Raw genomic sequence first — 11,936 nt, forward strand, 5'->3', positions numbered from 1 at the left:
CTGCGGCAGGCAGCCAACTCGACGCCAGCGAGTCGCCCACTGATGGGCCGAGGCGGCAGCAGTGCCAGGGGATGCACGCCACAGAAGGACTCCCCCAATCGACCGGAACCGAGCAGTGCCGCGACGACTTGACGTAGGTTGCGTGCTCTTGACGTAGGTTGCAGCTTGCGTCAAGAGCACGCAACCTACGTCAAGTTCGGGTCGGGGCAGATCCCGAGAGCCGCCCGGGATCGTCAGATCCTGCGAGTTGGGGCGGATCTTCCGGCACAGCGGCGGGGTCCGAGGAGGCGGCTCCGCGGACCGGTGCGGATCTTCGGGCACCGTGCCGGGTTGTCGATGCGGGGGTGCGGGTGAGGTTAGAGATCGAGGGTGAGGTGAGTGAGGGGGCCGGGGGCGGTTGTACAGAGGCGGAGGGGGCGAGGGTAGTGGTCGGTAGGGTGCGGGCCGGTGGCGGCGAGGGCTACCGTTTCGCAGGTTCCGCAGATGCCTGCTCGGCACATCGAGTCTATGGCGATGCCCTCGTCTTCTAGGGCCTCGAGCACGGTGAAGGCGGGTGGGACGAGCACGGTGCGGCCGGATTTGCGTAGTTCGACCACGAGGGGCGGGATCATCGGACCGGGCAGCGGGCTAGGCCGGTGGCTGATTCGTCGTGTTGGTCGTAGGGGGTGCCGTAGATGCCGACGCGGGCGGCGAGCAGTTTGGCGACCTTGGTGTTGCGGCGCCAGACCGGGTCGTCGGCGGCGGCTCGGTGGGCCATCCGGGCGCGGGCGCCCGGTAGTGCGTCGTCGAGTGCGCGTAGGCGGACGTCGAGTGCGGCCGCGACACCGGTCAGTGTCGACCATGGCTGGACCGGCACATCACGTAATGGTGTGCTGCGGACCAACTCTCGTACGAGGCCTTCGCTACTGAAGTAGGTCAGCAGGCCTAGCAGCGGTGCCGTCGCTCGGACTTTCAGTCGATCGATGACGCTGGATGCGCCCGCCAGGCGATGCGTTGCCGCGCCGGCCATGTTCGCGGTCCATTCCGGCGCGACACCGGCGGTGGCGACCATGTAGTCCGACATCTCCATGCCCTCGATGGCGGAGCGTGGGATCAGTTCGTCCGCGACGCCGAAGACGTAGGCGATGTAAGCCCAGTAGTGCATAACCGCATTCAGTTGCCGCTCAGTGCATTTGCGGCCGTGGGTGTGGTCGAAGCACATCGGTGACAGGCCGAAGGTCACCGCGGCGCCCATCATCGTGCTGTTGGAGATGGGGTTGCCGTGGGTGGCGAAATGGTCGGCGCCCCAGGTGCGGCGCAAGCCGGCGCGGACCTGGGCGTGCATGAGTCGCACGCGCACAGTGTCTTTGAAGACCGGCGACCAGCGGTCCATGCCGCCGCGGACCGTCACGTTGCGAAACCAGGTGGAGGTCTCCAGGTTTCGCCGGTAGGGATCGTTGACGAAACGGCCGGTGGCGCCGGTCGCGGAGGCAACCTCCGCGCCGACGAAGGTGCCCATGAAGTCCTGCACGCCCATGGCGAGTTTGCCGGAGGTGGAGACGTTGATCCAGAGTTGGCGGCCGTGTTCCCAGAGGTCGGGGTCGTACCAGTCCGGTGGGTTGTCGAGGGTGGCGAACAGCGCGACCAATTCCGGTGGCGGATCGTCGAGTGTGTCGATGCCGTGGTCGAGGGCCTGGTCGAGGAGGCGTCGGCCCTCGGCGGTGCCGATCCGGCGGAACGCGGCGACCAGCTGGTCCATCGGTTCGTCGCCCTGCCAGAGGTGGTCGGCCATCAGTCGGGTGCGGGGCGTCTCGGTGGGGATCGGCCGTACGTCGATCCACGGTGACAGGATCGATTTCCTTGGCTCGAACCATAATTCGGAGGCGACGGCGCGCGGCGGTGGCGGGCGCAGCGGCATGCCGTCGCGGTAGTAGTAGTCGTTGGGGTGCGCGGCGGTGTTCACGTCCAGCATCGGTCAAAATCCTGTCAGTTGCCGGAATTTCGTGGCGGGGGTGGACCCTTGGTCGGCGTGGACCGGGCAGTAGTGCTTGGGATCGTCGCGGTGTTCGGTGGCGGGCCAGAGCAATTCGGGCGCTTCCGGCGGCGCCAGCGTCGCGGGGCGGCGGCCGCGTTCACGGCGGCGACCGGCTCGGATGCGGGGGAAGAAGTAGCGGATCTCGTCCGGTGTCACCCGGTTCATCGCCGTGAAGAGCTCACACCAGCGGTCGAACAGGAACTGATCCCTGCGAGTCCAGGTGAAACCCATCGTGCGCCGGATCGACGGATCGCACAGGCCGATGGTGACAAACTGATAAAACTTGGCACCATACGGTCGGAATAGCCTCTCCCACAGCGGTTTCGGCAACAGGTCGAGTACCGGGAACGGTGGCACCGGCGCGTTCTCGGCCAGCCGGTACACCTCCCATGCGGCCTGGGTCGACTCCAAGACGTTCTCGCACATGTCATTCCAGTAGTCCTGGAACTCCGGCCAGCTCTTCGGGACGACTCGCATGCTCATCCCGTACATCTCGTACCACTGGTATTGTTCGCGCCACAGTTGTTCGCGTTGCGCGGGCGTGAGGCCGCCCATGAACAACTCGCCGGCGCGCAACGTCTGCACGAAGAACACCGCGTGTGCCCAATAGAAGGTGCCGGGGTCCAGTGCGTGATACCGCCGGCCCTGCGCGTCGGTGCCCTTGATCGTGCGGTGGTAGTTCACGATCTCGCGGGCGGTCTGCTCGGCCCGCGGGCCGTCGAAGACCACGCCGACAATCGGATACGCCGAGCGCAGCACCCGCTGATAGAACTCGTCCTTGATCTCGGAGTGATACTCGACGCCCGCGCCGAGGCCGGGATGCATGTTCTGCACCACGCCGAGGAACAGGCCGGTCGGCGCGAAGTAGAGGGAGCCGAAGATCTGCCAGGTCAACGAGTCCGGACCGAGTGGCACGGGTGCGCGGGGGCTCTCGTGCAGCACGTCATTGTGTGCAACCATGACTTGATGCTGACACGAATAAATACTCGCGTTCAATTCGTCTTCTGATGCCACCGAGGACGCGGAAAACGCCGCAGCAGGAGCGCTCTCGCGCGATGGTGCAGCGCATCGTCGACGCGGGACAGGCGGTGCTCATCGAGCACGGTTATGACGGTGCGTCCACCAATCGGATCGCCGAGGCGGCGGGGATCAGTCCCGGCTCGCTGTACCAATACTTTCCGGGCAAGGACGCGATCGTCACCGCGGTGATCGACCGCTACAACAGCGAGGTCGCGTCGCGGGTGCACAGCAGCGTGCTGGCCCAACTTCATCAGCCGCCCGAAACTGCCGTTCCGGCAACGATTTCCGCGCTGCTCGATGCCCTGGGCAGCCATCCGGCACTGTTGCGCGCCGTCATCGAGCAGACGCCACGGCTCAGCGGCGACAACACGGTGTTCGCCTTCGAACAACAAATCGGCGAGCTGGCGCGGGTGGCGTTGACGATGCATCGGGCCTCTTTGCCCGACGATGTGGACTTCGAGGCGGCCTCGTGGATGCTGGTCCGCGCGGTCGAACACCTGGCCATTCGCTACATACTGGACCAGCCTGCGGTCTCCCGCGAGCGCTTCCTAGCCGACATCACACGGCTGGTGCTGAACTACTTTCGGCCTGCGCCGGGGTCCTCACCTGCGAAAACCCCGACACAGCAACGATCACGAGCAGAACGCGAGTAAGAGCAGCCGCACGCCTACTGATCTCCCGCACCTGGAATTGCATGCGATTCCAGGTGCCGAAAATCAAGAGACGTGCGGCTGTCGTGCTCTAGCGCCCGGCGGTGTCGCGGGCGGGATCCGTTGTGCTGCTGGACTTTCCGAGGCGGGTCAGGGCGAGGTAGCCGGCGGACACCAGCACCGTCCAGACGACGCCCACGACCACTGCGGTGCGACCGCTCTCGGTGAAGAAGAGCAACACGACCACCAACGCGAGGAACGCCAGCGCGAGCACGGTGCTGTAGGGCGCGCCGGGGAGGCGGTAGTCGGTCGCCGGGAGCTCACCGCGCGCGACCCGAGCACGGTAGATCAGGTGGCAGACCAGGATCATGCCCCAGACGAAGATGATGCCGATGGTGCTCACCGAGGTGATGTAGGCGAACGCCTTGTCCGGGGAGATGATGTTGACGATCACGCCGATCACCATCGCCGCGGCCGACGCCGAGATGCCGACGTAGGGCACGTGGCGCGAGCTCAGCTTGTTGAGTGCGGCCGGTGCCTCGCCGTGCAGCGACAGGGTGCGCAGCATGCGGCCGGTCGAGTAGATGCCGGAGTTGCAGGACGAGAGCGCGGCGGTGAGCAGCACGAAGTTGATGATGCCCGCGGCGCCGGGGATGCCGATCTGCTGGAACACCTCGACGAACGGGCTCTTGCCCGCATGGAAGTTGCGCCAGCTGGACACCGACATGATCACCAGGAGCGCGCCGACATAGAACAGGCCGATCCGGAACGGCAGCGTGTTGATCGCCTTGCGCAGGGTCTTGCGCGGCTCGCGGGCCTCACCGGCGGTGACGCCGACCAGTTCGACACCCACGTACGCGAACAGCACGATCTGCAGCACCAGCAGCGACTGGCCGAAGCCGTTCGGGAACACGCCGCCGTCGGCCCACAGGTTGGTCACCGTCGGGTTGGCGGCATGGCCGAAGCCGATCGTCAGCACGCCGATGCCGAGCAGGATCATGCCGATGATCGCGGTGACCTTGATGGTGGAGAACCAGAACTCGCCCTCGCCGAACAGGCGCACCGAGATCAGGTTCGCCGCGAACATCACCGCGAGCACCACCAGGGCGGTGATCCACGGTTGGATGTCGAACCAGTACTGCACGTACTTACCTGCCACGGTGATCTCGGCCATGCAGGTGGCCACCCACACCGCCCAGTACGACCAGCCGGTGACGAAACCCGCGTAGCGGCCAATGAATTCGTGCGCGTACTCGGCGAAGCTGCCGGAGACCGGTCGGTAGGTGAGCAACTCCCCCAGCGCACGCATGATCACGAAGATCGCCACGCCCGCCGCGAGGTAGGCCAGGATCAGGGCGGGGCCGGCCTGCTCGATCGCGCCGCCCGCGCCGTAGAACAGGCCGGTGCCGATCGCGCCGCCGATGGCGATCATCTGGATGGTTCGCGGGCTCAGGCCGCGCGAGTAGCCCTCCGAGTCGCCGGTCGAATCCTGCGTTCCAGCGTCCGATAGATGACTGTCGGCGGCTGTCATAGTGCGGTCCTTCTCTCTTGCGGCAACGACGCGACGACCGGGATCGTGGGTCGGTGACCCCGGACACATGACATGGGATCATCGCATGTTCCGGAATCGATCAGCACGTCACGCTACCGGTCGGTCGCGCTCCGCGAGACCAGGCGGACCGGAGATCGCAGGTCAGCGCCCTGACAGTGGCGCGGGGTACCGCCGACAATTCATCTGGAGAGATGGGTTGGGTCGTGGCGTCGACCGTGCGGCGTAACCGTCGGGCGCGCCCGCGTGGACCGCGACGGGCCGACCCGCCGCATCGGCCAAGACGGATCACCTTGTGGCGAGGCTCGTGCGGATCGCGTTGCAGCGGGGATAGACCTCTGGGTTACTTCAGGTGGAAGCCGTGGTTCTCCAGTGACGTGCGCAGGCGGTGGCGCCCGTTGAGGCTGGCCGCCGAGGCGAGGCGGGCCAGTACGCGTTCGGTCCACGAGTGCGAGAGTTGTTGTTCGGCATAGAATTCGGCGATGCGGGTCTCGTAGTCGGTCACGTGTTCGCGCTGTGCCGCCAGGTCGTAGGTCTCGTGGTGCAGGACAGCGCCCTGCGGCAGGCGGGGCTTGACCCTGGCGTCCTCGGTCGGGTCGGGGTGGCCGACGAGCAGGCCGAAGACCGCGAACACCTGCGGGGGCAGATTCAGTTCCGCCGCAACGTCTTCCGGATGGTTGCGCAGTGCGCCGAGGTAGACGGTGCCGAGGCCGAGGGATTCCGCGGCGACCACCGCGTTCTGCGCGGCGAGGGCGGCGTCGATGAATCCGACGTAGCTGGATTCGAGGTAGTCGGCACCCTCGAGCGGGGCTTCCTGATCGTCCGCGAGCTGGCGTAGTCGCGCGAAATCCGCTGTCCAGACCAGCAATACGGGCGCCTGCTCGATGTGTGCCTGATTGCCCGCCAGTGCCGCGAGCCGCGCCTTGCGCTCGGGGTCCCGCACCGCGATAACGCTCCACACCTGGAGATTCGACGAGGTCGGAGCCGACTGGGCGGCCGAAATCAGTAGGCGCAGCGTGTCATCCGATACCGGGTCGGCGAGGTAGCGGCGGACCGAGCGATGCTCGTGCAGCACCTGCAATACCGGGTTCCACTGGGTGGGTTCGGTAGGCTTGGGGTCGCGGTAACGCTGTTGCACCAGGTGGGTCGGCGTCGGCACGGTCTGGGTCATGTCCGCCATCCTGGACCGCCGCGGCGCGTTCGTCAGCGGTTGCTCGCAGCGTGAGCCGAAGGCCGCCGATATTTCCTTGGAGATCAACTCGGAGTAGGGTCGGTAAGGTAACCCTAATTATCAGTGGGAGGAACACCTATGGCCCGACCCCGCACCACCCTGACCGTGCAGCACACCGAGTGGCTGAGCCCGCACCTGATCCGGGTCCACCTCGGCGGTCCCGGCTTCGCCGCGTTCCAGGCCAGCGAGTTCACCGATTCCTACGTCAAGTTCATCTTCGAGCGTGACGGCATCGACGTGCTGCGCACCTACACCGTCCGCTCGGTCGACCAGGACGCAGGCCAGCTCGCGGCCGATTTCGTGTACCACGGCGCCGAGGGCATCGCGGGACCGTGGGCGGCGGACGCCAAGCCCGGCGACACCATCGACCTGTTCGGCCCCGGCGGGGCCTACTCGCCCCGCGCCGACGCCGACTGGCACCTGCTGGCCGGTGACGAGGCCGCGCTGCCCGCCATCGCCGCCGCACTCGAGGCGATGGACCCGGCGGCCGTCGGCTACGCGTTCGTCGAGGTCGCCGGCCCTGACGACGAGCTGCCCCTGCGGAAACCCGAGGGCATCGAGCTCACCTGGCTGCACCGCGGCACCCAGGCTCCCGGCGAAGCGCTCGCCGAAAGCGTCCGCAACGCCCCATGGAAAGACGGCCAGGTCCAGGTCTTCATCCACGGCGAAGCGCAGGCCGTCATGCACGACATGCGCCGCTATGTCCGCCGGGAACGCGGCGTAACCGCCGAATGGGCGAACTCGATCTCCGGCTACTGGCGTCGCGGACGCACCGAAGAAGGCTTCCGCGAGTGGAAAGCCGAGCTCAAGGAAAAAGAGACCGCGCCAGCGAGCAGCTGAGCGCAAGCCGCCGTACTGCCGCGCAGGTCCCCTCCGGCCGCGCACTAAATTGCTAGCGAATACGTGCGCGGGCCGACAGAATGCGCGCGGCGGGGGGATCAGCGCGGCTCAGGCCAAACGCGGCGGGTCGCTGGTCGCGGGAACGTAGACGATCACGGCAATGCGGGAGCCCGCACCCTCGAACGGCTGAGTACAAGCCGTCCTGGCTGCTGCATGCCCGGCCTCGAGCGGCGCTGCGCCGCGCACGACTTTGCTTGCCGCGCACGAAATTGCTAGCGAATTCGTGCGCGGGCGGACAAATCGCGCGCGGCAGTGGGATCGGCGCGGTTCAGGGGTAGTGCGGTGGCGCTGATTTACTGAGCACCTCGTCGATCGCTGACCGGGTCGCCGCGACATACTTCGGCGGGTCGGCGAGGAACACGTCGTGGGCCGCGTCGAGTTCGATCACCGTCGCATCGAGCAGGGCGGCCAACGCGCGCTGGTCTTTGGGCGGCACCGCACCGTCACGCGTGGTAACCACAACCGCTGTCGGCAATCCGGCGAGTTCCGGCGCATGCGGCCGGAAATCGAAGACATACTCGGCCAGAATCACGTCGACGATTACCCGCGGATGACAGTGACCGAGTTCCGACCGCAACCATGGCCACAGTCGTGCGACCTCGTCGGACTTGGCCCGAGCCTTCCGGAAATAGGACAGCGGCACCGACCGCCCGATCCCGCCGCTGCGATGCGCGAACGGCCGCAACGCCCGAAAGAACACTCGGCCGATCTTGTCCTCGGCACTATCGAACGCCATCGCGGTGGCTTCGAAAACCAACCCGCGCACCCGATCTCGATGTCGCCGAGCAAATTCCAACCCCACGGGCCCGCCCAGCGAATACCCGCACACCACGACCTGATCGATCCCGAGGGCATCCAGCACCGCAGCCGCGTCATCAGCACACTGCGCGATATCGAACCGCTCATCTGATCTCAACGGCAGCCCTCGCCCATGCCCCCGCATGTCCATCGCAACCAGCCCATAACCGTCAGCAACAGGCTGCATCAGATGACAGAAGTTCACATCAGCCGTCAACGCCCAACCATGCAGCAGCAGAACAGGATTCGCGCCGGGCGCAAATCGGACACCAACGCTCGCCCCGTCGGCCAGCGCGACATCCCGACGCGGCGGAAACGCAACCGGAGCAGCGATCACAGCACCACTTCGTGGAAGGCCCGTCACCTACCCGACGGTAGCCGATAATCGCACCGCCCGTTCGACCGAGCCGCGCGGAGCTTCGTGTCGTCCGTTTTGCGTACAAGATCACGTTTCAGGGTAATATTCAAGACGGGGGGCGGCCGGGCCGCAACCTGTGCTGAATATCGAGATGAGGGGGAATCATCCATGATGACAACACTTTTGAGTAGGCGCCTGCGCCGGTTCGGTCTCGGTGCCGCCGTGGCCACCGCGGTGATGGTGCTCGCCGCGCCCACCGCTTCCGCGGCTGAAGCCCGCATCACGATGTCCTCCGACAACGGTACTTACTCGGTGTGGTCGACCTATACGGTGACGGTCACGGCGGACCCTCCCACGGAAGGGGCGGTCTACCTCTGTTTCTGGGTCGACGGCATCGGGGCGTGTACCAAGCCGATCCCGGCGAAGAACGGTACTACGACCTATCAATGGAGACCGACTAAGCAGGGCAAATACCAGATCGACTCCACGTATGTCTATGCCGGTTCGCAGTGGCCTTCCGGGCCCGGTGATCGTGTGACCGTCATGGTCTACTGCCCGGGCCACCAAGGGCAGTCGTGGGACTGCCGGCGAGAGCCCTGAGCCGAACAACCGACCGATGCGCCGGCCAGGGCTTCCTGGACGGCGCATCGGATTCCGGGTGAGTTACTGCTTGGGCGCGCGCAAGGCCTCCTCGACGAATTTGGTGGTGTAGGTCTTCGAGAGGTCGATGCGGTCCTTCATCGGTGCCACGTTGCGGGAGTACTGACCGAGGATGCTCAGAACATTCTGGGCGCCTTCGGGTTTCATCAGGCCGTCGCCGTTGAACATGCCGATCGAGTCGCGGATGGATTGGATGTAGAGGTCTTTGCCCGCGCTGGCGTATTGCGAGGGCATTTTGGCGGCGATTTCCTCTGGGGTGTGGGTTTTGATCCACTTCAGCGTTTGCACGAAGGCCGCCGCCAGCTTTTGCACGATGTCCGGGTGGGCGTCGATGGTCGCGCAGTTCATGTACAGCGAAGTGGCCGGGTAGAGCCCGCCGAGGGCGGCGCGGGTGCCTGCTTCGGTGCGCATGTCGACCAGGATTTCGGCCTCACCGGAGTTGACCATCTGGGCGACGGTGGGGTCGGTGGTCATGCCCGCGTCGATGCCGTTGTGGTTCATGCCCGCGATGAACGTCTGTCCGGCACCGACTTTCACCCGGGTGTAGTCCTTGGTGGTCATGCCCTGCTGGCCGGTGAGGGCCTGGGTGAGGAAGTCGGTCGAGGAGCCGAGCGAGGTGACGCCCAGGTTCCTGCCGCGCAGGTCGACGGTCGATTTGATGGTTCCCGCGTCCTGCTTGGAGACCAACTCGACCTCGCCGGGCACGTCCGAGAACTGCACCACCGATTGGATGCACTGCTCCTTGGCCTGCAGGTCGATGGTGTGGTCGTAGAACCCGACCACGCCCTGCACGTCGCCGGTGAGCAGCGCGGTTTCCGCGTTGGCGCCGGACTGCTCGCCGAGCAGCTGCACGTCGACGTCGTTGCTGTCGAAGTAGCCGAGTTGCTTGGTGAGCATCGCGGGCAGGTAGATCACCTTCTCCAGCCCGCCGACCATGATGGTGATCTGCGGGCGCCCGTTCGCCATCGGAATGTGCCGGGAATCCCGGCATCCGGTGGCCAGCAGCAGCGCCGCGATGGCAATGACGACGACCGTCACCTGTTTGCGGTATCTCATGCTCAGATCCCGTGGCCCGAAGTCGCCTGCGACGGACGCCATTTCAGCAACTTGCCCTCGGCGACGCCGATCGCCCATTCCGCGAGCAGCGCGATCACGGTGATGATGATCATGCCCGCGTAGATGCCCGCCGAATCGAAGGTGCCCTGGGCGTTGCTGATCAGCAGGCCTAAACCTTTACTGGCACCGGCATATTCACCGACCACCGCGCCGATCAGGGCGAAGCCGAAGGCGGTGTGCAGGCTGGACAGGATCCAGGTGGTCGCGCTGGGCAGCACGATCGCGGTGAGCACCTGCCGCTTGCCCGCGCCGAGGATGCGCGCGTTGTTGATGACGTTGCCGTCCACTTCGCGGGCGCCGGTGAAGGCGTTGAAGAACACCGCGAAGAACACCAGCACGACCACCGTGGCGACCTTCGAGCTGAGCCCGAGACCGAACCAGATGATGAACAGCGCGGCGAGCACGATGCGCGGTACCGCGTTGAGCGCCTTGATGAATGGCGCGAGCACGTCGGCCCAGTAGCGGCTGCGGCCGAGCAGGGTGCCGAGCACGACGCCGGCGACCGCGCCGATCAGGAAGCCGAGCACGGCCTCCTGGACGGTGGTGAATATCTGCAGCCAGATCGAGCCGAACTGCGTTCCCTCGGTGAACCATTCGACCAAGCGGTCCCAGATCAGCGTGGGCTTGGAGTAGAAGAACGGATCGATCCACAGCGAGGCGGTGAGCTCCCACGAGCCGAGCCACAGTGCGACCAAAGCCAATCGGAGACCCCAGGTGCGGATGCGGGCGCGCCGGGCGTTGGTGCGCACTCGGGTGAGAATCTGCTCCTCGCTCTCGTTCTCCGGCACCGCTGCGGCAGAACCCTTTTCGAGGACGTTATGCGACACGGGAGGCTCCCTTGGCTCGAGCCGCATCGACCTCATCGCGCAGCGTTTCCCAAATCTCTTTGTAGATATCGCGGAATTCGGTGGTGAGCCGGATCTCTTCGACATCGCGTGGCCGATCGAGCGCGACGGTGAAGTTGCCGCACACCGTCGCCGGGCTCGCCGTCATGACGACGACCCGGTCGGCGAGCACGATCGCCTCTTCCAGATCGTGGGTGACGAAGATGACCGCAGCACCGGTGCCCGCCCACACGCGCAACAGTTCATCCTGCATGAGCTGGCGGGTCTGCACGTCGAGCGCGCTGAACGGCTCGTCCATCAGCAGGATTTCCGGATCGTTGACCAGTGTCTGCGCCAGCGCGACGCGCTTGCGCATGCCGCCGGACAGCTGATGCGGGTAGTAGGTCTCGAACCCGGCCAGGCCGACCTTGTTCACCCAGACCGCAGCCTTTTCGCGCGCTTCGGCTTTCGACGCGCCGCGCAGGCGCGGGCCGAGGGCGACGTTGTCCAGCACGGACTTCCACGGCAGCACGGCGTCCTGCTGGAACATGTAGCCGATGCCGTCCGGGATGCCGTCGACGTCCTTGCCGCGCACCAGCGTTCGACCCGCCGAGGCTGGTTCCAGGCCGGACACGAGGGACAGGGTGGTCGACTTTCCACAGCCGGTCGGGCCGACCACGGAAACGAATTCGCCGGGGCGGACCTCCAGGTCGAGGTTCTTGACGGCGGTGTGGATGCCGCCCCCGGTGCCGGGGAAACGCTTCGTTGCGCTCCGCAGCTCGATGAGTGGGTGGTTCATGGTGCTAGCTCCTGCGA

At 66.0% G+C, this 11,936-nt stretch carries 12 protein-coding genes; 3 read left to right on the forward strand and 9 right to left on the reverse strand.

What is annotated here, in order from left to right; translation table 11 throughout:
• Positions 1–356 precede the first annotated feature (356 nt).
• Genes ACIBK2_RS00825 through ACIBK2_RS00835 form a run of 3 tightly spaced genes read right to left on the reverse strand, consistent with a single transcriptional unit; the run spans position 357 to position 2,974 of the window.
• Positions 357–611 (reverse strand): 2Fe-2S iron-sulfur cluster-binding protein, encoded by a 255-nt coding sequence (locus tag ACIBK2_RS00825; RefSeq protein WP_396962170.1) that lies wholly within the window; start codon positions 609–611, stop codon positions 357–359.
• Positions 608–1,951 carry an oxygenase MpaB family protein gene (locus ACIBK2_RS00830; RefSeq protein ID WP_396962172.1) on the reverse strand — a complete coding sequence of 448 codons (1,344 nt, stop codon included), beginning with the start codon at positions 1,949–1,951 and terminating at the stop codon, positions 608–610. The genes ACIBK2_RS00825 and ACIBK2_RS00830 overlap by 4 nt, the downstream gene beginning before the upstream one ends.
• Positions 1,952–1,954: 3 nt before the next feature.
• The gene (locus ACIBK2_RS00835; protein WP_396962174.1) at positions 1,955–2,974 is read right to left on the reverse strand and encodes an oxygenase MpaB family protein; all 1,020 of its coding nucleotides are present in this window, start codon (positions 2,972–2,974) and stop codon (positions 1,955–1,957) included.
• Positions 2,975–3,069: 95 nt separating this feature from the next.
• Between ACIBK2_RS00835 and ACIBK2_RS00840 the strand changes: the two genes are divergently transcribed.
• Positions 3,070–3,687, forward strand: coding sequence for a TetR/AcrR family transcriptional regulator (locus tag ACIBK2_RS00840; protein WP_396962176.1), 618 nt, complete (start codon positions 3,070–3,072; stop codon positions 3,685–3,687).
• An 88-nt stretch (positions 3,688–3,775) separates the two neighbouring features.
• On the opposite strand, the gene ACIBK2_RS00845 is transcribed toward ACIBK2_RS00840, so the two are convergent.
• Together ACIBK2_RS00845 and ACIBK2_RS00850 are read right to left on the reverse strand one after the other, a co-directional pair.
• Positions 3,776–5,215, reverse strand: a complete 1,440-nt coding sequence (locus ACIBK2_RS00845) for an amino acid permease (RefSeq protein ID WP_396962178.1) — start codon at positions 5,213–5,215, stop codon at positions 3,776–3,778.
• Between the two features lie 361 nt (positions 5,216–5,576).
• On the reverse strand, positions 5,577–6,404 hold the full coding sequence (locus ACIBK2_RS00850) for an NADPH-dependent oxidoreductase (RefSeq protein WP_396962180.1): 828 nt from the start codon (positions 6,402–6,404) through the stop codon (positions 5,577–5,579).
• 138 nt (positions 6,405–6,542) lie between these two features.
• Between ACIBK2_RS00850 and ACIBK2_RS00855 the strand changes: the two genes are divergently transcribed.
• Positions 6,543–7,304, forward strand: coding sequence for a siderophore-interacting protein (locus ACIBK2_RS00855; protein WP_396962182.1), 762 nt, complete (start codon positions 6,543–6,545; stop codon positions 7,302–7,304).
• A gap of 328 nt (positions 7,305–7,632) precedes the next feature.
• Here the strand turns inward: ACIBK2_RS00855 and ACIBK2_RS00860 are convergent, their stop codons facing one another.
• On the reverse strand, positions 7,633–8,349 hold the full coding sequence (locus tag ACIBK2_RS00860; protein ID WP_396963989.1) for an alpha/beta fold hydrolase: 717 nt from the start codon (positions 8,347–8,349) through the stop codon (positions 7,633–7,635).
• A gap of 339 nt (positions 8,350–8,688) precedes the next feature.
• Between ACIBK2_RS00860 and ACIBK2_RS00865 the strand changes: the two genes are divergently transcribed.
• Entirely contained in the window at positions 8,689–9,120 is a 432-nt protein-coding gene (locus tag ACIBK2_RS00865) for a hypothetical protein (RefSeq protein ID WP_396962184.1), read from the forward strand.
• A gap of 63 nt (positions 9,121–9,183) precedes the next feature.
• Here ACIBK2_RS00865 and ACIBK2_RS00870 read toward each other — a convergent pair whose 3' ends face one another.
• The 3 genes from ACIBK2_RS00870 to ACIBK2_RS00880 are packed head-to-tail and all read right to left on the reverse strand — an operon-like array spanning position 9,184 to position 11,919.
• Positions 9,184–10,236, reverse strand: coding sequence for an ABC transporter substrate-binding protein (locus ACIBK2_RS00870; protein WP_396962186.1), 1,053 nt, complete (start codon positions 10,234–10,236; stop codon positions 9,184–9,186).
• A 2-nt stretch (positions 10,237–10,238) separates the two neighbouring features.
• A complete protein-coding gene (locus ACIBK2_RS00875) occupies positions 10,239–11,123 on the reverse strand; it encodes an ABC transporter permease (protein WP_396962189.1) in 885 nt (294 codons plus the stop codon).
• Positions 11,113–11,919: an ABC transporter ATP-binding protein gene (locus ACIBK2_RS00880; RefSeq protein WP_396962191.1), complete on the reverse strand. Its 807-nt coding sequence runs from the start codon at positions 11,917–11,919 to the stop codon at positions 11,113–11,115. Before ACIBK2_RS00880 ends, ACIBK2_RS00875 begins: the two co-directional genes overlap by 11 nt.
• Positions 11,920–11,936 lie beyond the last annotated feature (17 nt).

It is taken from the genome of Nocardia sp. NPDC050175, from assembly GCF_044459885.1.
Classification (GTDB): domain Bacteria; phylum Actinomycetota; class Actinomycetes; order Mycobacteriales; family Mycobacteriaceae; genus Nocardia.

Coding starts and splice junctions, on each gene's coding strand:
- ACIBK2_RS00840 (WP_396962176.1), top strand. CDS start 3,070: ATGGTGCAGCGCATCGTCGACGCGGGACAGGCGGTGCTCATCGAGCAC.
- ACIBK2_RS00845 (WP_396962178.1), bottom strand. CDS start 5,215: ATGACAGCCGCCGACAGTCATCTATCGGACGCTGGAACGCAGGATTCG.
- ACIBK2_RS00825 (WP_396962170.1), bottom strand. CDS start 611: ATGATCCCGCCCCTCGTGGTCGAACTACGCAAATCCGGCCGCACCGTG.
- ACIBK2_RS00870 (WP_396962186.1), bottom strand. CDS start 10,236: ATGAGATACCGCAAACAGGTGACGGTCGTCGTCATTGCCATCGCGGCG.
- ACIBK2_RS00865 (WP_396962184.1), top strand. CDS start 8,689: ATGATGACAACACTTTTGAGTAGGCGCCTGCGCCGGTTCGGTCTCGGT.
- ACIBK2_RS00860 (WP_396963989.1), bottom strand. CDS start 8,349: ATGCAGCCTGTTGCTGACGGTTATGGGCTGGTTGCGATGGACATGCGG.
- ACIBK2_RS00850 (WP_396962180.1), bottom strand. CDS start 6,404: ATGACCCAGACCGTGCCGACGCCGACCCACCTGGTGCAACAGCGTTAC.
- ACIBK2_RS00835 (WP_396962174.1), bottom strand. CDS start 2,974: ATGGTTGCACACAATGACGTGCTGCACGAGAGCCCCCGCGCACCCGTG.
- ACIBK2_RS00855 (WP_396962182.1), top strand. CDS start 6,543: ATGGCCCGACCCCGCACCACCCTGACCGTGCAGCACACCGAGTGGCTG.
- ACIBK2_RS00880 (WP_396962191.1), bottom strand. CDS start 11,919: ATGAACCACCCACTCATCGAGCTGCGGAGCGCAACGAAGCGTTTCCCC.
- ACIBK2_RS00830 (WP_396962172.1), bottom strand. CDS start 1,951: ATGCTGGACGTGAACACCGCCGCGCACCCCAACGACTACTACTACCGC.